20 protein-coding genes are annotated in these 24,169 nt (G+C 36.1%); 1 reads left to right on the top strand and 19 read right to left on the bottom strand.

The annotated features are described in order from the left end of the window. Window positions 1–41: 41 nt before the first annotated feature. From dnaE to A9G44_RS04515, 18 genes are all read right to left on the bottom strand, one after another. Window positions 42–3,521, bottom strand: a complete 3,480-nt coding sequence (gene dnaE / locus A9G44_RS04600) for a DNA polymerase III subunit alpha (protein WP_065609406.1) — start codon at window positions 3,519–3,521, stop codon at window positions 42–44. A gap of 695 nt (window positions 3,522–4,216) precedes the next feature. Further along, window positions 4,217–5,461, bottom strand: coding sequence for a beta-ketoacyl-ACP synthase II (fabF, locus tag A9G44_RS04595; protein WP_034910454.1), 1,245 nt, complete (start codon window positions 5,459–5,461; stop codon window positions 4,217–4,219). Window positions 5,462–5,622: 161 nt separating this feature from the next. Further along, the gene (gene acpP, locus A9G44_RS04590; protein WP_034910452.1) at window positions 5,623–5,856 is read right to left on the bottom strand and encodes an acyl carrier protein; all 234 of its coding nucleotides are present in this window, start codon (window positions 5,854–5,856) and stop codon (window positions 5,623–5,625) included. 150 nt (window positions 5,857–6,006) lie between these two features. After that, window positions 6,007–6,741: a 3-oxoacyl-ACP reductase FabG gene (gene fabG / locus A9G44_RS04585; RefSeq protein WP_034910493.1), complete on the bottom strand. Its 735-nt coding sequence runs from the start codon at window positions 6,739–6,741 to the stop codon at window positions 6,007–6,009. Window positions 6,742–6,760: 19 nt separating this feature from the next. Beyond that, window positions 6,761–7,696 carry an ACP S-malonyltransferase gene (gene fabD, locus A9G44_RS04580; protein WP_065609405.1) on the bottom strand — a complete coding sequence of 312 codons (936 nt, stop codon included), beginning with the start codon at window positions 7,694–7,696 and terminating at the stop codon, window positions 6,761–6,763. A 35-nt stretch (window positions 7,697–7,731) separates the two neighbouring features. After that, window positions 7,732–8,685 carry a beta-ketoacyl-ACP synthase III gene (locus A9G44_RS04575; protein ID WP_065609403.1) on the bottom strand — a complete coding sequence of 318 codons (954 nt, stop codon included), beginning with the start codon at window positions 8,683–8,685 and terminating at the stop codon, window positions 7,732–7,734. A 4-nt stretch (window positions 8,686–8,689) separates the two neighbouring features. Beyond that, window positions 8,690–9,736, bottom strand: coding sequence for a phosphate acyltransferase PlsX (gene plsX, locus A9G44_RS04570; RefSeq protein WP_081298000.1), 1,047 nt, complete (start codon window positions 9,734–9,736; stop codon window positions 8,690–8,692). 33 nt (window positions 9,737–9,769) lie between these two features. After that, window positions 9,770–9,937 (bottom strand): 50S ribosomal protein L32, encoded by a 168-nt coding sequence (rpmF, locus tag A9G44_RS04565; RefSeq protein WP_025316508.1) that lies wholly within the window; start codon window positions 9,935–9,937, stop codon window positions 9,770–9,772. Window positions 9,938–9,941: 4 nt separating this feature from the next. Beyond that, window positions 9,942–10,451: a 23S rRNA accumulation protein YceD gene (gene yceD / locus A9G44_RS04560; RefSeq protein ID WP_065561382.1), complete on the bottom strand. Its 510-nt coding sequence runs from the start codon at window positions 10,449–10,451 to the stop codon at window positions 9,942–9,944. Between the two features lie 241 nt (window positions 10,452–10,692). After that, window positions 10,693–12,612, bottom strand: coding sequence for a BglG family transcription antiterminator (locus tag A9G44_RS04555; protein WP_065609400.1), 1,920 nt, complete (start codon window positions 12,610–12,612; stop codon window positions 10,693–10,695). Window positions 12,613–12,615: 3 nt separating this feature from the next. Next, window positions 12,616–13,356, bottom strand: a complete 741-nt coding sequence (gene dagF / locus A9G44_RS04550) for a 2-dehydro-3-deoxy-phosphogluconate aldolase (protein WP_065609398.1) — start codon at window positions 13,354–13,356, stop codon at window positions 12,616–12,618. After that, complete coding sequence (locus A9G44_RS04545; protein WP_034910441.1) at window positions 13,356–14,495, bottom strand: DgaE family pyridoxal phosphate-dependent ammonia lyase; 1,140 nt, start codon at window positions 14,493–14,495, stop codon at window positions 13,356–13,358. Before A9G44_RS04545 ends, dagF begins: the two co-directional genes overlap by 1 nt. Then, window positions 14,473–15,627, bottom strand: a complete 1,155-nt coding sequence (locus A9G44_RS04540) for an amidohydrolase/deacetylase family metallohydrolase (RefSeq protein ID WP_065609396.1) — start codon at window positions 15,625–15,627, stop codon at window positions 14,473–14,475. Before A9G44_RS04540 ends, A9G44_RS04545 begins: the two co-directional genes overlap by 23 nt. Before the next feature lie 58 nt (window positions 15,628–15,685). Continuing rightward, the gene (locus tag A9G44_RS04535; RefSeq protein WP_065609434.1) at window positions 15,686–16,324 is read right to left on the bottom strand and encodes a DUF4310 family protein; all 639 of its coding nucleotides are present in this window, start codon (window positions 16,322–16,324) and stop codon (window positions 15,686–15,688) included. A gap of 29 nt (window positions 16,325–16,353) precedes the next feature. Continuing rightward, window positions 16,354–17,106 (bottom strand): DUF4311 domain-containing protein, encoded by a 753-nt coding sequence (locus tag A9G44_RS04530; protein WP_034910435.1) that lies wholly within the window; start codon window positions 17,104–17,106, stop codon window positions 16,354–16,356. A gap of 20 nt (window positions 17,107–17,126) precedes the next feature. Further along, window positions 17,127–17,423, bottom strand: coding sequence for a DUF4312 family protein (locus A9G44_RS04525; RefSeq protein WP_065575124.1), 297 nt, complete (start codon window positions 17,421–17,423; stop codon window positions 17,127–17,129). A 13-nt stretch (window positions 17,424–17,436) separates the two neighbouring features. Next, the gene (locus A9G44_RS04520; RefSeq protein WP_034910428.1) at window positions 17,437–17,805 is read right to left on the bottom strand and encodes an SFCGS family glycine-rich protein; all 369 of its coding nucleotides are present in this window, start codon (window positions 17,803–17,805) and stop codon (window positions 17,437–17,439) included. Window positions 17,806–17,851: 46 nt separating this feature from the next. Beyond that, a complete protein-coding gene (locus A9G44_RS04515; protein WP_051634154.1) occupies window positions 17,852–18,181 on the bottom strand; it encodes a hypothetical protein in 330 nt (109 codons plus the stop codon). Between the two features lie 338 nt (window positions 18,182–18,519). Here A9G44_RS04515 and A9G44_RS04510 point away from each other — a divergent pair, with 338 nt between their 5' ends. Continuing rightward, window positions 18,520–19,485, top strand: coding sequence for an IS30 family transposase (locus A9G44_RS04510; RefSeq protein ID WP_065609395.1), 966 nt, complete (start codon window positions 18,520–18,522; stop codon window positions 19,483–19,485). 423 nt (window positions 19,486–19,908) lie between these two features. On the opposite strand, the gene rpoC is transcribed toward A9G44_RS04510, so the two are convergent. After that, window positions 19,909–24,126: a DNA-directed RNA polymerase subunit beta' gene (rpoC, locus tag A9G44_RS04505; RefSeq protein WP_065609393.1), complete on the bottom strand. Its 4,218-nt coding sequence runs from the start codon at window positions 24,124–24,126 to the stop codon at window positions 19,909–19,911. Between the last annotated feature and the right edge of the window lie 43 nt (window positions 24,127–24,169).

Genomic DNA, 24,169 nt, shown 5'->3' with positions numbered 1-24,169 from the left:
TTTAATTAATCAACCAGACTACTATTAATAAGTTTGTTTTCTTATTCAAACTCAAATTCAATACGATCTATGCCAATAAGTGTCTTTAATTCAATAATCAGAGCGTCCTCTGGAATAACCCTCCATGTCGTACCGAATTGAATCCTAACAACCGAATCATCCCGGTGATAATATAAGCTAACAGGCACACTACCATGACGATAAGGTTCTAAAAGTTGTTGTAAACGTTGCAATATTGCTTGATTTGCTTCGCTTTCAGTTAATGTAATAGACAATCCTTTTACATATTTAGTACGGGCATCTTTTAGATCAACAATATCTCGCACTGACATTTTAAAACCACCATTAAAATCATCATTACTAACTTGGCCTGTAACAATTAAGATCTTATCTTTTACGAGTAAATGTCCAAAATTTTCCAAAGATTCCGCAAAAAGCATACCATCAATACGACCTGAACGATCATCTAAAGTAAACAAGCCAATTTTTTTACCTTTTTTAGTAATTCGAGTCCTAGCATCAGTAACAATACCAGCAAAAGTAACTGTTTTTCCCCAGCCTGTCGGAGATGCTTCACTAATTCGCAATCCACCAGTATAACGATTTAATTCTTTTAAATATTGCGTTACAGGATGCCCTGTTAAATAAAGCCCTAAAGCTTCACGTTCTCCATCAAGCAAAACTTGATCGGGTAATTCAGGTACCGCAGCATAAGCATGCTCAACTTGTTCAGGTTCTTCCGCTAAGACTCCAAACATATCTTCTTGACCAATATCTTGAGCTTTTGCATATTGATCCGCTGCCTGCATTGCATCATTAATACTATGCAAAATAGCTGCTCTGTGAGGGCCTAATTTATCAAATGCCCCTGCCATAGTAAGTTTTTCAAGTACACGGCGGTTGATCTTTTTCATATCTGTTCGAGCACAAAGTTCGAATATATTTTTAAAATATCCACCACTATTACGTGCTTCAACAATTGCCTCAATAGGACCTTCACCGACACCCTTTATAGCCCCAATCCCATAAACAATCTCACCTTTATCATTCACATGAAAATGATAAAGACCACTATTAATATCTGGTGGATTAACCTTTAATCCCATCCGTAAGCATTCATCAACCAAACCGACAATTTTATCAGTATTATCCATATCGGCAGTCATAACTGCAGCCATAAATTCTGCTGGATAGTGAGTTTTTAACCATAATGTTTGATAAGAAACAAGCGCATAAGCTGCTGAATGAGATTTATTAAAACCATAACCGGCAAATTTTTCCACTAAATCAAAAATGCGCATGGAAAGCTCACCATCGATACCTTGCTTTTCGGCACCTTCTTTAAAAACAGAGCGTTGCTTTGCCATTTCCTCAGGTTTTTTCTTCCCCATAGCTCGACGTAATAAATCCGCACCACCTAATGTATAACCCGACAAAGTCTGAGCAATTTGCATAACTTGTTCTTGGTACAAAATAATACCGTATGTTGGTTCTAAGATAGGTTTTAATGATTCATGTTGATATTTAATATCAGGATAGGACACTTCTTCTCTGCCATGTTTACGGTCAATAAAGTTGTCTACCATACCTGATTGTAACGGACCTGGTCTAAATAAGGCAACTAAAGCGATCATATCCTCAAAACAGTCAGGTTTTAATCGCCTTATTAAGTCTTTCATACCTCGAGATTCAAGTTGGAACACAGCTGTTGTTTCGGCTTTCAATAACAAATCAAATGACGCCTGATCATCGAGAGGAATTCGAGTAATATCGATAGGCTTATTTCCTTCTCTTAACTGACGTTCATTAATCATTTTGATTGCCCAATCAATAATGGTTAATGTCCTTAGTCCTAAAAAGTCAAATTTAACAAGGCCTGCATATTCAACATCATTTTTATCAAACTGGGTTACTGGGTGATTTCCTTCTGGATCACAATAAATTGGCGAAAAATCTGTAATCTTAGTTGGTGAAATTACAACGCCCCCAGCATGCTTACCTGCATTTCTAGTTACACCTTCTAATTGACGTGCGATATCAATTAATGATTTAATTTCTTCATTATTATCGTATAACTCCTGAAGTTGAGGCTCAACTTCAAAAGCTTTAACCAATGTCATTCCCGGATCTAAGGGAATTAATTTGGAAATCCGATCAACAAAGCCATAAGGATGTCCAAGTACTCGGCCAACATCCCTGATTACTGCTTTAGCCGCCATAGTTCCAAAAGTAATAATCTGAGAGACTGCATCACGACCATACATATCAGCAACATGATCAATTACTAGATCTCGCTTTTCCATACAAAAGTCAACATCAAAATCAGGCATTGAAACACGTTCTGGATTCAAAAATCGTTCAAAAAGTAAGTCAAACGCCAGTGGGTCTAAATCGGTAATTTTTAAAGCATACGCAACTAGTGAACCCGCACCTGAACCACGCCCAGGTCCGACGGGAATATCATTATCTTTCGACCATTGAATAAATTCCATAACGATTAGAAAGTATCCAGGAAAACCCATTTGATTAATAACTGTTAATTCTGTTTCTAAACGCTCATCATATTCAGGTCTTCTTTGTTTTCTAACTTCTGGATCGGGAAATAAAAACTCAAGTCTTTCTTCTAAACCTTCACGCGATTTATGCACTAAGAAATCTTCGGTCGACATATCACCAGTAGGAAATTTAGGTAAAAAATATTCACCTAACCGAATGGTTACATTACAGCGCTTTGCTATTTCAACACTATTTTCAAGCGCTTCTGGTATGTCAGAGAATAGTTCACACATTTCCTGTTCAGATCGTAAATACTGCTCTGCTGAGTAATTTTTAGGTCGAGAGGGATCTTCAAGTGTATTTCCATCATGAATAGCAACACGAATTTCGTGAGCCTCAAAATCTGAAGATTTTAAAAAGCGAACATCATTAGAAGCAACCACGGGTAATTGATACTGTTCAGCTAATCTTACTGCACTATGAATAAATAGCTCTTCATTGATTCGTTTAGTCCGTACTAACTCAAAATAAAAATGCTCATTAAAATTTTCAAGGTAAAAATTAATAGCATGCTCAATAATACTTTGATTATTGCGAACGATACCGATACCAATATCACTTTCACGTCCAGCTAATACAATTAACCCTTCTCGATGCTCAATTAACCACTCATTATCAACAACAGGCAAATCTCCAATGTATCCTCGCTGATAAGCTTTAGAAATTAATAAAGTAAGATTTTGATATCCCCGATTATTAGCAGCTAACAGAGTTAAACGATAAATATCATCAGGCAATTGAGAACTTCTAATAGCGAGATCTGCACCAATGATAGGTTTAATACCTTTTGACATTGCTGAGCCGTAAAACTTAACCAGTCCACAAAGATTAGTAAAATCAGTGATCGCAAATGCAGGCATCTGCAACTTGCTCATTTCATTTACTAATGCACCTACCTTAGCAATTCCATCAATCATAGAGAAATCACTATGTAAATGAAGATGAATAAATTTTGGTTCTGCCATAATTACCAGAAATGAAGGATAAAATTAGCTTTGAATTATAACACAAGCAAGAAGAATATTCTTATTCTCTTTACCTACATGAACTTACAACAAAATGTAAAAGAAATAAAAATTCTTGATGTAAAAAACCAACCAGAGTACATTTAAAGTTAGCACAATTAATCTAAAAAAGTGCAAAACTATTTACGACGTAGTCCCTCTGTAGTTGCTACTTTTATAACGATTTTCATCAACTCTTCATCACTGGTATTAGCTAAGCCAAATTCAGCCAGCATGGTTGATAAACCGACAGATTCGCAGAATTATATACAGTTTCAATCATATCTGGATCACTATCGATTAACATTAACATTGCAAAAGTACCTATCGCTACTTTTTTCCATACCAATAATCATGTGTTGCTTCTGATACAGTAAAGCCATCATGAATAGCAGGCATCTGCCGAATTTAAAGCTCCTAAAATATAAGAATAAAATTTGAACATACACTAAACATATCGTCTTCAATCAAGGAAAAAGAATATTTGTTAGTATGAATATAAAATAAGCTTTAACATTCAATTGACCAAATAAGATGTTGGAAAGATGGGGAATACGCTACATTTTTACTTAATAAAAATGGACTATTATTGACAACACATTAACAAGAGATGAATAAATTCCCACCACTTTTTGTGATGGGAGAATAATTAAAAATTATATTTTTTTAAATAGTACCGAACCATTGGTTCCGCCAAAACCAAAAGAGTTACAAAGTGCATATTCTAAATTTTTAACCTGACGCGCTGTATGAGGAACATAATCAAGATCACACCCCTCATCAGGATTATCAAGATTAATTGTCGGCGGAACAGCTTGATCACGTAATGCTAGGACAGTGAAAATTGACTCAACTGCACCAGCTGCACCCAATAAATGCCCTATCATAGATTTAGTTGAACTCACCATCACTTTGCTAGCATTTTCTTTAAAAATACTTTTTACCGCTTGGGTTTCAGCCTTATCACCAGCGGGGGTCGATGTACCATGAGCATTAATATAACCAACCTGATCTGGAGCAATACCTGCATCACGAAGTGCACATTTCATTGCTAAGGCCGCACCACTACCATCGGCTGGAGGCGAAGTCATATGATAAGCATCACCACTCATACCAAATCCAACTAGTTCAGCATAAATCTTAGCTCCGCGTTTTTTGGCGTGTTCATATTCTTCTAAGAACATGATTCCTGCACCATCACCCAACACAAAACCATCACGGTCTTTATCCCAAGGACGGCTTGCTGCTTTAGGATTGTCGTTATTAGTTGATAAAGCACGAGCTGCACCAAAACCACCAATACCCAATGGAGTACTCGCTTTTTCGCCACCACCCGCTAACATAGCATCTGCATCACCATAAGCAATCATGCGTGCAGCATGACCAATATTATGAACACCTGAAGAACAAGCTGTTGCAATAGTAATACTCGGTCCTTTTAATCCATAAATAATAGATAAGTGTCCCGCAATCATATTAACAATTGTTGATGGTACAAAAAACGGGCTAATTTTGCGTGGTCCACCATTTACTAATGCACTGTGGTTTTCTTCAATCAACCCAAGCCCACCAATACCTGAACCTATAGCACAACCGATTCGTTCTGCATTTTCATTCGTGATTTCAATGCCTGCATCTTGCATTGCCTGCATACCTGCAGCAATGCCATATTGGATAAAATAATCCATTTTACGTGCATCTTTGCGTGAAATATTATAATCTTCGCCATTAAAGTTTTTAACCATCGCTGCGAAGCGCGTTGCGAAAGGGGCTGTATCAAAGTGCTCTATGAGTTCAACACCACTTTGCCCAGCTAACAAAGCTTGCCAAGTGGATTCAACTGTATTACCTACAGGAGATATCATGCCCATTCCAGTAACAACAACTCTGCGTTTAGACACATTGCCCTCCAGGAAAGGATTGAAATGAAATTTGAATCATTGAAAATTTTTATTTTGAGTTTTCTAAAGATTTATACCGACTTGTTTTTAAGTTAATAATTAAAGATATAAATACAAACTAGGCGATCATTTGACCGCCTATCATAAAAACTCTACTAACCTTATTGATTTGCAGTAATATAATCAATTGCAGATTGAACAGTTGTAATTTTTTCAGCTTCTTCGTCAGGAATTTCAGTATCAAATTCTTCCTCTAAAGCCATAACTAATTCAACTGTATCAAGAGAGTCAGCGCCAAGATCTTCAATGAAAGAAGATTCGTTTTTAACTTCTTCCTCTTTTACACCAAGTTGCTCAACAATAATTTTCTTAACTCGCTCTTCAATAGTGCTCATACTCTTTTTTTTCCTATAAAAATCGCCGAAAGTGGCGGTGAATGTAAGTTTATAAAATGTTGAAAAAGATGCCAATCATTTTCCAACCCAATTGCTTAGTTTTTGTTCAAACCGTTAAAATAATGGCTCATTTTACACTATTCTAACCAATTACACCATATACATGCCGCCATTGACATGTAAAGTTTCACCAGTAATATAAGATGCTTCATCTGATACTAAAAATGCTACTGCATTAGCTATTTCTGCTGGTTCACCTAATCGTCCAGTAGGAACTTGTGCTAATGTTAAAGATTTTTGTTCATCTGTTAATGCATCAGTCATATCAGTTGCAATAAAACCAGGTGCAACCACGTTAACAGTAATACCTCGTGATGCAACTTCACGTGCTAATGATTTACTAAAACCAATTAACCCAGCTTTAGCTGCAGCATAGTTAGCTTGGCCAGCATTTCCCATTGTGCCTACTACTGAGCCAATGGTTACAATTCTTCCATAGCGTTTTTTCATCATTGTGCGCAATAATGCTTTAGATAAGCGAAAAACAGATGTTAAATTTGTATTCAAAATATCTTGCCATTCGTCTTCTTTCATTCGCATTAATAAATTATCACGAGTAATACCTGCGTTATTAACCAAAATATCAATATCACCAAATTCAGTCTTAATTGCACTAATAACCGACTCAATTGATGTTTCATCTGTCACATTTAAAGCAAGACCTTTACCATTTGATCCTAAGTAATGGCTAATAGCTTCAGCACCTTTTTCTGTTGTTGCCGTACCAATAACAGTTGCGCCACAAGCAACTAACTTTTCTGCAATTGCTTTACCAATTCCACGACTTGCTCCCGTAACTAAAGCAATTTTTCCTGATAGGTTCATAACCACCTCTTTTACCATTTTACTTTGTGTTTTCTAATGCCGTTTCTAATGATACTTTATCATTAACCACAAGACCAGAAAGTGTATCAACAATACGTTTAGTTAATCCCGTTAATACTTTCCCAGGACCCATTTCAACTAAAATTTTTACATCTTGTTTTGCCATATATTCAACAGTTTCAGTCCAACGTACAGGGCTATAAAGCTGAGCAATTAATGCAGTTTTGATTTTTTCTGCAGATGTTTCAACTTTAACATCGACATTATTGATAACAGCAAACTTTGGTGTGTTAAATTCAATATCGTTTAATGTAGTCGCTAATTTGTCAGCTGCTGGCTTCATTAATGCACAATGTGATGGCACGCTAACAGCAAGCGGTAATGCACGCTTAGCACCCGCATCTTTACATAGTGAGCCTGCACGTTCAACAGCTTCTTTATTACCAGCAATAACTACTTGACCAGGCGAATTAAAATTCACTGGCGCAACAATCTGCCCTTGAGCCGCTTGCTCACATGCTTTGCTAATTGATTCGTTATCTAATCCAATAATAGCATACATTGCACCTGTGCCGCTTGGCACGGCTTCTTGCATTAATTTTCCGCGTAATTCGACTAATTTAATCGCATCTTTAAACTCAATCACGCCTGCACAAACTAAAGCAGAATATTCGCCTAAACTATGACCAGCCATAAAATCAGGTTGAGTGCCATTAACACTTTGCCAGATTCTAAATATTGCAACAGATGAAGCAAGTAGTGCTGGTTGTGTTTGCCATGTTTTATTTAGTTCTTCAACTGGGCCTTTTTGTACTAAATCCCACAAATCATAACCTAACACATCAGAAGCTTCATCAAATGTTGATTTGACAATCGGAAAATTATCAGCAAGATCTTTTAACATACCGACAGCTTGAGAGCCTTGTCCTGGAAATACCATTGCAAATTTGGTCATTATTAAATCCTTGATCATTAAAAATACTTCATAAACTAAAATCTAATTAGTGCAGATCCCCAAACAAATCCGCCACCAAAGGCTTCTAATAAAATTAGGTGACCTCGTTGAATTCGTCCATCTCTTACACCAGTATCTAAAGCACAAGGCACAGAAGCAGCAGAAGTATTGCCCTGCTTATCTAATGTGACAATAACTTTATTCATATCCATATCTAAGCGTTTTGCGGTTGCAGAAATAATTCTTAAATTAGCTTGATGCGGAACTAACCAATCTAAATCTGCTTTATTGAGCGTGTTCTCAGTTAAAAGCTCGTCAACCAAATTTGACAGTTCTTTAACTGCCACTTTAAACACTTCATTGCCATGCATTGTCATATAAACAGGATCATTCATATTACGGCGATCAACATATGGATATTTTAATAAATCACCATAACGACCATCAGCATGAAGATGCGAAGCAATAATACCTGGTTCTTCTGATGCGCCGACAACAACCGCTCCTGCACCATCCCCAAAAATGATAATGGTGCCTCGATCATTTGGATCAACACCACGGGTTAACATGTCAGAACCAACAACTAAAGCATATTTAATTGCACCACTTTTAACATATTTGTCAGCAATATCAAGCGCATAAATAAACCCAGAACAAGCAGCTGACACGTCAAAAGCAACGACATCACCAATACCTAATTTAGCTTGTAATTCTGTTGCAGAACTTGGAAATGCATTGCCCGAAGTTGCTGTTGCAACAATAATCATACCGATTTCTTCTTTATCGATATTGGCCATTTCAATTGCATTTATAGCAGCTTCATAAGCCATGCTCGTTACTGTTTCATCTGGCTCTGCGATACGTCTTTCTTTAATACCAGTACGCGTTGTGATCCATTCATCACTGGTATCAACCATTTTTTCAAGATCTGCATTAGTTCTTATCTGTTTTGGAAGATAACTCCCAGTTCCTAATATCTTTGTATACATCTAATTATTCGCTCTTGGGTAGTGCGGAAGAAAGGCTCGTTGCAATCTTCTCAGGTATATTTGTTTGTATAGCCAAAATAGCTTGTTCTATTGCTGCATAAAATGATTTTTGATTGGCACTACCGTGACTTTTAATCACAATACTTCGAAGTCCAAGCAAGCAAGCACCATTATATCGTCCGGGATCTAAATAACCAAAATTTTTTGCAATTTTCCTTTGTAGCCATTTACTCAATAATTTCAATAATAGTGAATGATGACCTAACGATAATTTAAAAGAAGACATAAAAATTTTTATTAAACCTTCTACTGTTTTTAACGTTACATTACCCACAAAACCATCACAAACAAGTACATCGGTTTTACCCGTTAAAAGTTCGTTACCTTCTAAATAACCGATATAATTAATTTTGTTATTTGATTTCAAAATAGCAGAAGCCGCACGAATTTTATCCAAACCTTTAATGTCTTCTTCACCAATATTAAGTAATGCAACACGAGGATATTCAATATTAAGCACTGTTTTAGCTAAAATTTCACCCATTATCGCAAACTGAACTAACATATCACTATCACACTCAGCATTAGCTCCTAAATCCAATACTACTGTATTTTGATTGTTTAATGCTGGAACTATAGCAACGAGTGCAGGACGATCTATACCCGTCAATGAATGCAAAAGTAGTTTTGACAGCCCCATTAACGCACCAGTATTACCAGCACTTACACATGCTTGAGCTTTATTATCTTTAACTAGTTCAAGCGCAATTCTCATAGAAGATCCTTGACTATGACGAATTGCATAAGAAGGTTTCATATCATTAGCTATTACTGATGTCGATTCTATCAACATTAATCGACCTTCTTGTTGGTATTGAGTAATTAACTTTGCTTTTTCTTTAGGCAAAAAAAGATTGATTTCTGTTAGACACCCTACCAGAAAAATTGAAAGAGTTGGATAATTATTTAGTGCTTGTATTGCAGCAGGAACAACAATACGAGGACCGAAGTCCCCGCTCATAGCATCTAACGCAATGGTTAGATTATCCAAAATGTCACCTGAGGATTTCTAATTACTAAATAATTATTTAGAAATCACTTTACGACCACGATAATAACCATCAGCGGTTACGTGATGACGCAAATGTGTTTTACCTGATTCATCAACTGAGATATTAGCAACAGTTAATGCATCATGAGAACGACGCATACCACGTTTTGCACGAGTTTTACGATTCTGTTGAACAGCCATGGATTTACCCCTTATTCTTTAAACTAACTAAAATTGCAAATGGATTTGTTTTTTCATTCTCAGTAGGAATTTCACCAAATACCATATCTGCCTCTGACACTTCGCAGTGTTTACTATCATGTACCGGCGCAATTGGTAACGAGAGAATAATTTCGTCCTCAAGTAACGCTAATATATCTACTTCACCAAACTCGTTCATCAAAACGGGTTCATAATGTTCCGGTAGCGTCTCTGCTTGAGCATCGCTCTTAACAGGACTAAATTTATTCGTCACATGAACTTCAGTGACAAAAGGTTTAAAACAACGTTGACAAGTTTGTTCTAACGTTAATTTTGCATCAATATTGATAATGCAGAGTTTTTGTTCATCATAATAAAAAGACAAACTACACTCAATATCACTTTTTGGGCTATCAACCCTATTTACCGCTTGAAGTGGATAATATCCAATATAATCAAGTCGTTTTTGTGCCGATTTAATCGGGTCAATAGTAAATGGTAATTTATTTTGCATAAGATATGCATACTACCTTAAAAAATTTTTTTAGTGTAGTTAAAAACCACACAATGCCATAAGGCGCGCATATTACCTTTAAATCAAGGTTTCGTCAATGGGATCACACAATATAATTTGTTTGAGTTATTGATTATTACTTTAATATTCATTTTGTTAATGATTATTTTTTTCTTGTAAAGTTTTTTCAGAAAACACCCATATTTCAGTATAAAAGTAGTTATTTTGGTCTTTTCATTTATTATGATAATCGACACAAACTATCTTTCATAATCGCTCGAAAATCATCAAAAGTTCTGCTATCTAATAAACGTTTGGTAGACTTTTCTTTGACAAAATTTACAAACAAATTATATATTCGCATAGCATCTTCATATTCATCTTTGCTAATTGCTAATAAAAAAATAACATGTGCAACTTCATTTTTATCCCAAACAATACCTTGTGGTGCTAAAATAGTCGTAACTACAGTTTTTCTTGCCAACAATCCAACTGAATGAGGAATAGCAATATTTTCACCTAATAATGTAGAGACTATTTTTTCACGCTCAACAACTGATGGATAAAAATCGCTACCAACATATCCTGATTGTTCAAGCCTTACACAAATACTTTTAAAAATCTCTTTTTGTGTCACTGGTTTATCAATAATAATAAAAAACTTTTCATCAAAAAAACGTTCAATAATATAAGGCATTTTTCTATCAACCATTGCCAATCGCCCTAATTGTTCAAGCTGATAAGCTGTCGGAAATGGTGCTATTTTGACAATTTGTTTGTCTTTTTCGGTTAAGCGAACAGTTGATACAACAAAATCCTCTTCTATCTGTGTTAATTGCTCATACTCTCGATAGGAAAGTGTACGGTTAATTTGGATATGTGGAAAATCTCTCTTAATTTTTGATTCAACCATACGCAAAGTTGAGTTACTGAGCTCACTAACTAATAGAATTTGTGCAAATCTTTCATGCCCTGCACTATAATTTCGCTCCAATGCAACACCAATATGTAAGGCTAAATAACTGATTTCATCCTCTGTCATTTTTGATTCAGTGTACTTTTCTGTATTAGTTAATGCAGAAAGCGTAATATCATAAGCAAATGGATAATATTGTTTAATTTCATGCAATAAAGGATTGGTTGTTCTTATTTGATATTTTATCCTAGATAACATTGATGACGTATGAATCAGCATATCTTGGCGTAATTTAGTATCATCCCATAAATTATAGTGATATGTATCATTAATATAAGATAATATATGCTCAACTAACGCCAAACTTTTTGCTTGATTTGGGGATTCTGTTATTATTCGAGAAATAATTTGTACACACAGATAATTAAATTCCGCATCACAAAGTACACTGCCTAAAAAATATGAAAACTCTTCTGAAATTTCACGTGCAGCACTAATAACTGTTGTATTAATTTGATCAACTTGATATTCAAACAGCTCATAACCTTGAGTAATACGAGTGATAGATACAGCGCAACTGTAAAGCAAATATCCCTGTCCTTCAGCATTTAACTTTAGTTCAAAACGTTCAAGTTGGTTTTGTAAAATCTTTTCAAGATAATCTAAATCAATATCATTTAATATCGTCTGACGAAGCCTGTTTACGTTTATAGTATCTTCTGCCATATGACGTTGCCACAATATATCAGTTAAACACGCTCGAATTGATGACTCCTCGCCAACTAAGTACATCCCATAATAAGGGCGATTTTCAAGAGATAAATTGTACTTATCTAAATATTGTTTAACCTCGATAACATCATTTTGTAAAGTACTGCGACTTAAAAACCACTCATCAGCGATATCATCCAATTTCACAGAATTGGACTGTGTTAAAAAAGCAATCAATAAAGCCGAAATCCTTTCTTTACTAGTTCTTGGCACTTGCTCAAGTGCTTGAGTAATAGGCAATTGAGCATAACTGACAGGATCGGTTACTACAAGTTGATATCCTACATTTTTAGTATAATCAACCTGAGCACCATAACTACGTAGAACATCGTTAAGTGCTGAAACATCAGTACGAATTGTGCGAGTAGATACTGAAAAGCGATTAGCTAACTCTTGCTGAGGTAGTATCTCCTTTTTTATAGTATCAAATAAATACGCTAATCGCTGATAAGAGAAAAGCACTTTAGATGACATCATTTATCCTACTAGTTTTTGTGTGATAGCTAAAAGTTGTTTGACATCATTGGTTCGCGTTGCACCAGTCGCTTTGTCAATAATAGAACTATAGATGTGTGGAATAATTTTTTTTACACCTGCATCTAAGGCAATTTTTAAAATTGCTTCATAATTATCTAAATCAATTCCACCTGTCGGCTCAAGATAGAAATCGTACTCAGCACAACACTTAGCCACATACTCAAATTCATCTTTATGTTTTAGACCTCCCATAGGAAAATATTTTATTGAACTGCCGCCCATATCTTTCAGTAAAGCGATAGCTGTTTCCACTGGAATAACTCCTGCTGGCGAATTTGAGCTTAAAGGTCCAGTTGCAATATTAACTAAACCAACTTTACCTGTCGGCGAAACTAAACCATTAATAACAGTTTGTTTTTGCCCTAATAATGCTCTGCTAGTTGCAACACCAGTGAAAACTTGGTTAATATGCTGTGGTTGAAGTACCGCTGAAATTTCAGACACCATAATTGACTGATTTGGATCACCTGCACCAAGCCCCACAGAAATGGCATTATCGATAGCTGCTGCGTATTTTTGCATATCCGCAATCGCCGAATCATTATCTGGATAGTTTTTAGATAAGATACCAACAACTACATGATTTTGTGCCGCTTCATAAATCTCTTTTGCATTATCGATTGAATTTGCTAAAACATTTAAACAAACACGATCATTATAATAATTTGGAGTCAGTTGCATTATTTTGCTCCTTGAATAATATTTTTGATTTTGTTGTAAATAATATCGAGTTGGGCTGATGTTACACTACGCACATCGGCATCAACTTTACCTTCATTGGCTTTATATTCTCTGAAATACACTGCTATTTCGCCTTTTTTCATCAGGTCAACTATCTCAATTGCAGATTTACCTATTACACTTGCATCAAACGTTATTTCTGCACGCGCAATATCACGTCCTGCGCCATCCCAAACGACTCTGGCTGATACTCCATTAAGTGTATTTAGGCTTTCAATAAATGGCGTCATTTTAGTCACCATTTGCTGTCCTGTTTCAGTCTTTTTATCAGTAATATAAAGTTCAATAGCTTTTGTTAATCCTAAAATACCTTCTTTTCCTACTTTCATTGGTCGGCCAATACCTTGTGATTGTAGTTTTAACCATTCCACCGCCTGATGACGACCAATAACCAAACCACTAGTTGGCCCTTCGATTGCTTTAGCACCACTATAAACAACCAAATCTGCGCCTTGCTGATAATAAGTTTGTAAATCTTCTTCTGCCGCTGCATCAACAATTAATGGGACATTATGTTTTTTTGCAATTGCTGCTGTTTGTGCAACCGACAACATACTTTTTTGTACACAATGATGTGACTTAATATATAAAATTGCGGCAGTATCTGGATTAATTAGTGATTCAATATGCTCAGCCTTACACTCGTTGGCATAACCAGCTTCAACAATAATCCCTCCACCTAAAGAAACCATTGTGCCAATTGGTGCACCAAAATTAACATTATGACCTTTAGGAACAATGATTTCACGGGGGACATATTTGTCAGATGAATGTAAATTAAATAATAAATCGTGATCATCCTTAATAATTAATCCAGCAACAGCTTGGGCAATACCAGCAGAAGCACATGATACTACCACCGCATTTTCAACATTAAGCAATTTAGCAATATATTGGCCTGTTTTATCAACCAAATCTTTAATTTCAAAATATTCATTTAGCCCATGGGATACAGTATCGACCACTTCAGGCCTTGGCGTTGAAACACCTAAAATTGTCATTCGTCCTGATGCATTAATTACCTTTTTTAGGTTATATTTACTGTAAACATCTTTTTCAGTTTGAGATTCTGAGCTCATTTTTACTACCTTCTTCTGTTATTTCAATTCGTATCAAATGGTTTTTCTCATCAGCAACAATAGAGGCTAGAGGAACAAATTGCTCATCACTTTGTCTAACTTCACCTTCTGAATCTAATAATGAAACTGTTTGCTGTCTAATATCAAAAATAGTCAAATCTGCATCATAACCAACCGATAAAACACCTTTATTTTTAAGCCGCAAAACTTGTGCCACATTTTTCGTCACACTATCAATGATTCTTTTTCGACTATAACCAAGACAGATAAACTTTGTCATCACATTAGCCAGACTAAAAACTGGTCCCTGTAAACGGTTTTTAGAATAAATATCAGAGCTAATAGTATTAGGATAAATATCTAAGCATTTAGCTCGTTCTGCTACTGAAAAACTAAAACTTTCACCACCATGACCGACATCCAATATCACACCACGTTCAATTGCTCGTTTAATTGAACCACGCAGTTTATTTTGTTTATCAAAGATTTGATTGGGTTTACCATTAAAACAATGTGTAATAATGTCACCTTTTGTTAACAAATCAGCAATTTCATCAAGCTCTGGAGGATTATTGCCAACATGGATCATTAAAGGTAAACCACTCTTTTTTTGCATTTCTTTAGCTTTAATTAAGGGTAAAATGCCATTTCCACCTACTACACTACGGCTCATTCGCACTTTGATCCCAATAATAAAATCGGGATACTTAGCTAATGCCGCATCAAATAATGATAAATCAATATCTTGTAAATCGGCCAGTTCACTTTGCCTTAATAACCCGATTTTAGAAATATTTAAGAAAGAGTAAACATGTGTACTTGCTTGCTGAGCTAATTGATAAAACTCATCTACATCGATAGCTCCAATGCTACCAGCATCAACAACCGCGGTAACACCAGCTTTAACGCCGATCAAATCAGGCTCATCATGATAAATAGGTGAACGAGCAAAACAATGGGTGTGTGAATCAATCCATCCGGCACTGACATAGTGCTTATTTTGTAGATCTAAGACACGCTCAGATTGGTCTGTAATAGAACTAGCAATCGCAACAATCTTTCCATGATGAATAGCAATATCTGTTACTGATTCATCAATTTGTTTGGCATTTTTTATAATTAAATCATACATAATTTATTCCGAATCCCCTCTTTGCAATTTAATAAATTACAGAGGGGAATAACTAATATTATAAAATTGGAAATATACCACCAAAAATCATAGCACCTAAAATAGCTCCACCTGTGATTGGTTTTTTCCATACATAAAAAAGTAGCGCCCCCAATAATGAACCGGTACCAATAGGAATTGAAGCAACCATCGCAGATAAAATAATCATAGGACCAAGAAATCGTCCTGATGCATTACCTGCCCCCATCATGACATCAGCACCAAAAGTCGAACCACCACCACTATTGACAGTGAATTTACGGATAATAATAATAATTAAGCCTATAAGCACACCTAATATCAATCCAGTTGCTAACGCTGCAAAAAAATTTTCAACAGGTAAAGTATAGCCGCCAGCTAGCAGTAACGCAGGTACACCAAGCCCAATACCTGTTTGCAATGCACCACCGATATCTAAAATGCCGACCAAGGAACCTTCAATAACACGAGCAAATAAAAAACTAGCACCAAAAGCCGCAACAGCGCCATAATCGCCAGTGGTCATTCCTGATTTGAGCATAGCAACAAATGCAATTTCATTAAATGCACCAATACCGTACACATAGAATGTATGCGTTCCAGCAAAAATACCGGCAGATAATAGCCCACAAATGATAGGGAAAGACCAATCGGCATACCAAAAACTTTTATTGACCATTGTTTGTGTATTCATAATGTGTCCCTATATTATTTAAACCAATAAGATAAACCATCTCTAAACGAGTTAATCATCTTCAAATCAAAACCACGGAAATATCCACTCATAACAAATAAAATAATGACAGCAACTAACATGATTTTCATCACACGGTTCCAGCCACTATCATCTACACCTTTACCAATCAATATACCTAACACCAACCCAGGTACTGCATTGCCCATAATTAATTGTGCAAGCCCACCAAATAACGTTCCCCAAAATCCACTACGACGCCCTGCATCTAGAGCGGCTAACCAGAAAATAACGGGCATAACAGTTGCAACTAGCAAGTTAGCGGCAGGAACAAGAACCTTCGTTGCAGTAATTTTTAGCGAATCAGGAATAACCGAAGTAGTTGTATTTAAAAATAGCACCACAATCATCCCAATAAATGCACAAGCAAATGCCATTTTTTTAGGATCATGTAAGGTTTCTGCAAGATTACGATTTTTTATCATCAATAAAGCTCCACCCCAGTTAGGGATGATGCGATGATCGACGTCTTGAGTAAAAGAACCAGCAGCAACCGATGAAGCCCACGCATTAAAAAAGAACCCTAAACCAAATGAAAAGTGCGCTGCAGGATCACCTTCACAAGAATTAAGTTCACCTAATGTCCGAAACGCTCCCATCCCTTGATAAGTTGGTGCATGAAACATTCGAGCAGCTCCCGCACCAACCCCAAAACCACAAAGTCCACCGATAATAATAGACTTGAATGCAATAATTAAAATTTCCATAACTTCCCTTTTACGTTATGTTATTTTGATGTACATTTAATATCATTTAAATCAATAAAAATTAAGTTAACAGATACATCAAGCGTGATTTCATAAAATGTCTTTTTCCTTGGTAAAAAGATAAACAAAAAACGTTCTGTTGTTATCTTTTCTATTGCTGATACAACTTGAATGTCAATTGGTTCTATTCGCAACATAATATTATTAGTGTTTTTGAGTACTTCTTTCTGAACCTGACTTAAAGCTATAGCAAAAGCTCGCTGCTTAGAATCACCATGACCTTTTACTCTAACAAGTATCTGTTCTGTTTTTTTCATTCTTATTTACCGTTTATGAACGTGGATATTTTTTAAGAAATGCTTTTGCTACACGTTGTCCTAATTCTTCCGTGTCCATAAAACCAAAACCAAGAACTTTACAGCCGTCATTGATAGCTGTTTCACCTTCTTCAATTGATCGCATACCATGGCGTTGTGAATAGCCATATTTATTTTGTGCAGTAATAGCACCAGCTCCACCACTACCACAAAATGAAAGACCCAAATCGGCATTTTCTTTATTCATTACATCACCTAATTTCATATCTGCAGCCATACCAGGAATGACGATTGCACGACAACCTTCTACTGAATTAATTCCCTCCGCAATTTTTTGCCCTTTTCCCATTCTATCGCCGATAACAATGACTACTTCTGCCATAATATTTCTCCTATTAATTATTGTTTTTTACTTGTCTAGTAATCGTTTAATTTGCTTTAGCTACTTCATAATGAACTGCCAATAAATATGCTTCTTCTATCGGTAAATTATCAAATAAGTTTATTGTTTTTCTTGCCAGTTCTAAAGATTCTTCTGAAAGTTCATCAAATAACCCAGGGTCGACTTCAGGTAATGTTTCTAATGTTTTGGCCCTTTCAACCATAGCTTTTACATGTGAAAATAACATCGCTTTTTGAACATCATTTTGTATGATTTGATGCTGTACTAACCAACTATTAATGATCGTAATGGTTTGTTCAGTAACTAACTCTGGTTCTAAATTATCCTCGATCATTCGAAATTTTATTGGGTTCATAGCTAATACATATCTCTTATTGTTTTTTGAATTGGATAGAATAAGCGTAAATCAATCAAGGCTTAATGTGGATAGAGAATTTTTCCGTCTGCAAGAGGAAATTTATTATAAAGTTTGCTAAATACAGCAATAAGCAAGAATTGTTACTCTTGATACAACTATTTATTGATTAAATCTATGTTCAATTTTGTGATTTAGATCATAAAACCCGACCTTCACAAATACATTTAAAAATCCTGGATTCAAACATGAAGTGCAATTTTAAACACGGTGGAGTGAAGAAAGTAGAAAGGTGATTTATACTAGCACCTTCGCACCACCACAGTTAGGAGATTGCTATGTATTATAATCACCTTTCTAGGAAGGAAAGATACCAGATTTTCGTATTATTACAAGCCGGAAAGAATAAAAAAGAGATAGCCCAGCTACTCAATAGACATCTTTCGACAATAAGTCGAGAGATAAAAAGAAACTCAAAACCTAATCAAGCCTATCAAGCACATGATGCGGCAACCCTAGCTAGGAAAAGGCGAAAAAACAGCGGTAATGGTAAGCCAATAGCGTCTTCAGTATGGCGCCAAGTTGAAAAATACCTCATGCTTTATTACAGCCCAGAGCAGATTGCTGCACGTTTAAAGAAAGTCAGCGTCCAATCAATCTATAACTATCTTTATCAAAATAAAGCGCGCTATGAACAATTCAAACCTTATCTAAGGCGAAAAGGCAAAGCTTATCGGCATTGCAAGGCGCCGAGTATTAAAGAAGGAGACCGCCGATATAAACGGTCAATTAAACAACGTCCAAGTTATGTAGAAAGCCGGAAAACACGAGGACATTGGGAGGGAGATACGATTATTAGCCGTAAAGACAAGCAAGCATTGGTGACATTAGTTGAACGCAAAACAGGGCTAGTATTAATTGGGCGCCTCAATCAACGTACCGCCTCCGAAACGAGAGATATGATAATAAAATTGCTAACGCCGTTTAAAAAAATGGTTAAAAGCATCACCTTTGATAATGGAACCGAATTTAATTATCATCATGCTATTGAGCATTATTTAAATACTACCGTGTACTTTGCGGAGCCTTATAAAAGCTGGCAAAGAGGCACAAATGAAAACACCAATGGCTTAATACGTCAGTTTATACCTAAGTCAGCGGCCATTTCATTAGTTGACGACAAACAGATAAAGAAAATACAATATCTATTGAACACACGCCCAAGAAAACGGCATAAGTTTAAAAGCCCTGCCGATTTTTATTCTAAGGAGTTAAGAAGAATTGCACTTCATGGTGTAATCTAGGAATACAATTTCTATAATTTGATTAATTAGATAATACTGTCATTTATACATTGAGGATAATATTCAAACATTGTAAAAAATAGGTAAAAATTAAAAAATTAGTTTATTTTTCCAAAAACGCTCAGGTGTGCTATTGATTTTATTTGATTTTTTTAATATTTAAAAAATTAATCTTTTTATACTTAGCTATTTATATTATGAAGACTATGAGCAAATTGTGCAAAATTAACTTAAGCTTTAAAATCCACTTTAGACATCCACTCTGTAGAAAACAGCGCATAGCTTTCTTCTATTTTCTCTTGTGAAAGGTAAAGACGATTCATTACAACATACATGCCTATACTTTTTATATTTATGACTTTTAGTCATCATATAAAAAAATAGCACGCTATGCGTGCTATTTATGAATCAAATCTAATGAGACTATTGATTTTCTTCAGCTGAATTTAGTAACTCAGCTAAATTAGCTGTAGCTTCTTCAGCTGAAATTGTTGTTTGAATCTCATCAGTCGATGGCATTGCTCGTTTACGTAAACGTTCCTTATGGTAAGCATAACCTGTACCAGCTGGAATTAATCGACCAACAATTACGTTTTCTTTTAAGCCACGTAATTCGTCATTTTTACCAGCTACCGCTGCCTCTGTTAAGACGCGAGTCGTTTCTTGGAACGAAGCTGCAGAAATAAACGATTCAGTCGTTAATGATGCTTTGGTAATACCAAGTAGATCGTGTAAATAAACAATTGGTTCTTTACCTTGAGCCTCAAGTTCACGGTTGATAATCTTCAAGCGTGAAACTTCAAGTTGTTCGCCTTCAAGCAAGCGAGAGCCGCCAGGATGGATAACTGTTGCTTTACGTAACATCTGACGCACGATAACTTCAATGTGTTTATCGTTAATTTTTACACCTTGTAGACGATAAACTTCTTGAACCTCGTTTACAATATAGCGTGTTACAGCATTAACACCACGTAGACGTAAAATGTCATGAGCCGATTCAGGTCCATCAGAAATTACATCTCCACGACCAACTTGTTCACCTTCAAACACGTTAAGTTGACGCCATTTTGGAATCATTTCTTCATATGGTTCACTACCATCTAACGGAGTGATAATTAAACGACGTTTACCTTTTGTTTCTTTACCAAATGAAATGATACCATCAATTTCAGCTAAAATAGCAGGCTCTTTTGGTTTACGTGCTTCAAATAGGTCAGCAACGCGAGGTAAACCACCGGTGATATCTTTGGTACCAACAGATGCTTGTGGAATACGAGCAAGTGTGTCACCAATATTGATTTCTGCACCGTCCTCTAACTGTACTAGCGCTTTACCTGGTAAAAAGTATTGTGCAAGCATTTCTGTACCAGCAAGATAGATATCTTTGCCTTTAGCATCAACAATTTTAATTGCTGGACGTAAATCTTTACCCACACCAGTACGTTCTGCCACATCTAATATCACAATAGATGATAAACCAGTTAATTCGTCAGTTTGGCGAGTAATAGTTTGCCCATCAACCATATCAACAAAACGAACAAAACCTTTTGCTTCAGAAATAACTGGCATTGTATGCGGATCCCAGTTAGCAACAGTTTCACCCGCATCAACTGTTACACCATTACCTTTACTTAAAATCGAACCGTAAGGAACTTTATAGGTTTCTTTCATTCGACCTAATTCATCAATAATAGTTAATTCAGCATTACGCGAAGTAATAACCAATTTCTTATCTGGGTTAGTTACAAATTTAGCATTAGTTAATTTAATACTACCTTTGTTTTTAACTTGCACACTTGATTCAGCAGCAGCTCGCGATGCCGCACCACCAATATGGAACGTACGCATGGTTAACTGAGTACCTGGTTCACCAATTGATTGCGCAGCAATAACACCGATGGCTTCACCTTTATTAACCAAGTGACCTCGAGCCAAATCTCGTCCATAACATTTTGCACAAACACCAAAATCAGTATCACACGAAACGACTGAACGTACTTTAACACTATCTACCGATTCAGCTTCAAGTAAGTCACATTTAATTTCATCAAGTAAAGTATTACGTGGAATTAAGATATCTGCACTACCAGGTTTTAATACATCTTCAGCTGTGACTCGACCTAATACACGCTCACGAAGTGGTTCTTTAACATCACCACCTTCAATAACTGGTGTCATGACCACACCTTCTAAGGTGCCACAGTCGTCTTCGATTACCACTAGATCTTGTGCAACGTCAACTAAACGTCGAGTTAAGTAACCTGAGTTTGCTGTTTTTAATGCAGTATCGGCAAGACCTTTACGCGCACCATGAGTAGAAATAAAGTACTGAAGTACGTTTAATCCTTCACGGAAGTTCGCTGTGATAGGTGTTTCGATAATCGAACCATCTGGTTTTGCCATCAAACCACGCATACCAGCAAGCTGACGAATCTGTGCAGCAGAACCACGTGCACCTGAGTCGGCCATCATGTAAATACTATTGAAAGAAGATTGAACTTCTTCCTCACCTTCACGGTTAATGACTTTTTCAGTTGATAAGTTATCCATCATGGCTTTAGCAACACGTTCATTAGCTGCAGCCCAAATATCGATAACTTTATTATAACGTTCACCAGCAGTTACTAAACCTGATTGGAATTGCTCTTGGATTTCAGCAACTTCAATTTCAGCTTCATTGATGATTTGTGATTTTTTAGCTGGAATCTCCATATCATCAATACCAACAGATACCCCTGAACGTGCTGCATAAGCAAATCCAGTGTACATAATTTGGTCGGCTAAAATTACCGTATCTTTCATACCTAATTGGCGATAACAAATATTTAAAATCTTAGAGATCGCTTTTTTACCAAGAGGCTGATTAATAACAGAGAAATTCATTCCTTTTGGCATAATTAACCATAAAATTGCACGACCGACAGTTGTATCAACAATCGAAGTAGTATCTTCCCACTCACCTACACTATTTCGTTGACTTTCAGTAATACGAACTTTAACCTTAGCATGCAATTCAACTAGGCCTAAACGGTATAGCTTTTCAGCTTCTTTAGGACCAGTTAATACCATGCCTTCACCTTTGGCATTAACTTTATCACGAGTCATATAGTAAAGGCCTAAAACCACATCCTGAGAAGGAACGATAATAGGTTCTCCACTTGCCGGTGAAAGAATATTGTTGGTTGACATCATTAACGCACGTGCTTCTAACTGAGCTTCTAACGTTAATGGAACGTGAACCGCCATTTGGTCACCATCAAAGTCAGCATTAAATGCCGCACAAACTAGTGGGTGTAATTGAATCGCTTTACCTTCAATTAGGATAGGTTCAAATGCCTGAATACCTAATCTATGTAACGTTGGAGCACGGTTTAATAATACTGGATGTTCACGAATAACTTCATCTAAGATATCCCAAACAATTGCATCTTCACGCTCAACCATTTTCTTCGCAGCTTTAATGGTTGTTGCATAACCGCGACGTTCTAATTTCCCGTAAATAAATGGTTTGAATAATTCAAGTGCCATTTTCTTAGGTAAACCACACTGATGCAAATGCAAGTATGGACCTACAGTAATTACAGAACGACCCGAATAGTCAACACGTTTACCTAACAAGTTTTGACGGAAACGGCCTTGCTTACCTTTTATCATATCGGCAAGGGATTTTAATGGGCGTTTGTTAGAACCTGTAATCGCACGACCTCGGCGACCATTATCTAATAATGCGTCAACAGATTCTTGTAACATACGTTTTTCATTACGGACAATAATATCTGGTGCAGCTAAATCCAATAAACGTTTTAAACGGTTATTACGGTTAATAACTCTACGGTAAAGATCATTTAGATCTGATGTTGCAAAACGCCCACCATCTAGTGGAACCAATGGACGTAAATCTGGTGGCAACACAGGTAATACATTTAAGATCATCCATTCAGGTTTGTTTTCTGATTGAATAAATGCTTCAATAATCTTAATACGTTTAGTTAGTTTTTTACGCTTAGTTTCAGAATTAGTAGTTGCTAGCTCATCGCGTAGAGCTTCACATTCTGCTTGCACATCAATATTACGCAATAATTCTTGGATAGCTTCAGCACCCATACGAGCATCAAACTCATCACCAAACTCTTCTAACGCGTCAAGATATTGCTCTTCAGTTAAAATCTGACCTCGCTCTAAATTAGTCATGCCACCATCAAGAACCATAAATGACTCAAAATAAAGCACTCGTTCAATATCGCGAAGTGGCATATCAAGTAATAAGCCGATGCGAGAAGGTAATGATTTTAAAAACCAGATATGAGCAGTTGGAGATGCAAGTTCAATGTGCCCCATACGTTCACGACGTACTTTAGCTTGAGTTACTTCAACTCCACATTTTTCACAAATAACACCACGGTGTTTTAGACGTTTATATTTTCCACATAAACATTCATAATCTTTTACTGGTCCGAAAATACGTGCACAAAACAATCCATCACGTTCAGGTTTGAACGTACGATAATTGATTGTTTCAGGTTTTTTGACTTCACCAAAAGACCATGAGCGAATCATATCAGGAGAAGCAAGGCCTATCTTGATAGCATCAAAGTCTTCAGTTTTTGTTTGTGCTTTTAGAAACTTTAATAAGTCTTTCACAATTGACTCCTATGGAGTTAAACCAATTAGATAACTTATTATT

Source organism: Gilliamella sp. Occ4-3, from assembly GCF_001690675.1.
GTDB classification, from domain to species: domain Bacteria; phylum Pseudomonadota; class Gammaproteobacteria; order Enterobacterales; family Orbaceae; genus Gilliamella; species Gilliamella bombi.
The sequence above is the reverse complement of the archived record's forward strand: the minus strand, read 5'-3'. Positions and strand labels throughout refer to the sequence as shown.

Coding starts and splice junctions, on each gene's coding strand:
- A9G44_RS04525 (WP_065575124.1), bottom strand. CDS start 17,423: ATGAAAAAAACAGAACAGATACTTGTTAGAGTAAAAGGTCATGGTGAT.
- A9G44_RS04520 (WP_034910428.1), bottom strand. CDS start 17,805: ATGGCAGAAGTAGTCATTGTTATCGGCGATAGAATGGGAAAAGGGCAA.
- A9G44_RS04555 (WP_065609400.1), bottom strand. CDS start 12,612: ATGTCATCTAAAGTGCTTTTCTCTTATCAGCGATTAGCGTATTTATTT.
- acpP (WP_034910452.1), bottom strand. CDS start 5,856: ATGAGCACTATTGAAGAGCGAGTTAAGAAAATTATTGTTGAGCAACTT.
- dagF (WP_065609398.1), bottom strand. CDS start 13,356: ATGCAACTGACTCCAAATTATTATAATGATCGTGTTTGTTTAAATGTT.
- dnaE (WP_065609406.1), bottom strand. CDS start 3,521: ATGGCAGAACCAAAATTTATTCATCTTCATTTACATAGTGATTTCTCT.
- fabG (WP_034910493.1), bottom strand. CDS start 6,741: ATGAACCTATCAGGAAAAATTGCTTTAGTTACGGGAGCAAGTCGTGGA.
- A9G44_RS04575 (WP_065609403.1), bottom strand. CDS start 8,685: ATGTATACAAAGATATTAGGAACTGGGAGTTATCTTCCAAAACAGATA.
- A9G44_RS04540 (WP_065609396.1), bottom strand. CDS start 15,627: ATGTATGATTTAATTATAAAAAATGCCAAACAAATTGATGAATCAGTA.
- A9G44_RS04510 (WP_065609395.1), top strand. CDS start 18,520: ATGTATTATAATCACCTTTCTAGGAAGGAAAGATACCAGATTTTCGTA.
- A9G44_RS04545 (WP_034910441.1), bottom strand. CDS start 14,495: ATGAGCTCAGAATCTCAAACTGAAAAAGATGTTTACAGTAAATATAAC.
- A9G44_RS04535 (WP_065609434.1), bottom strand. CDS start 16,324: ATGGTCAATAAAAGTTTTTGGTATGCCGATTGGTCTTTCCCTATCATT.
- yceD (WP_065561382.1), bottom strand. CDS start 10,451: ATGCAAAATAAATTACCATTTACTATTGACCCGATTAAATCGGCACAA.
- rpmF (WP_025316508.1), bottom strand. CDS start 9,937: ATGGCTGTTCAACAGAATCGTAAAACTCGTGCAAAACGTGGTATGCGT.
- A9G44_RS04530 (WP_034910435.1), bottom strand. CDS start 17,106: ATGGAAATTTTAATTATTGCATTCAAGTCTATTATTATCGGTGGACTT.
- A9G44_RS04515 (WP_051634154.1), bottom strand. CDS start 18,181: ATGAACCCAATAAAATTTCGAATGATCGAGGATAATTTAGAACCAGAG.
- fabD (WP_065609405.1), bottom strand. CDS start 7,696: ATGACCAAATTTGCAATGGTATTTCCAGGACAAGGCTCTCAAGCTGTC.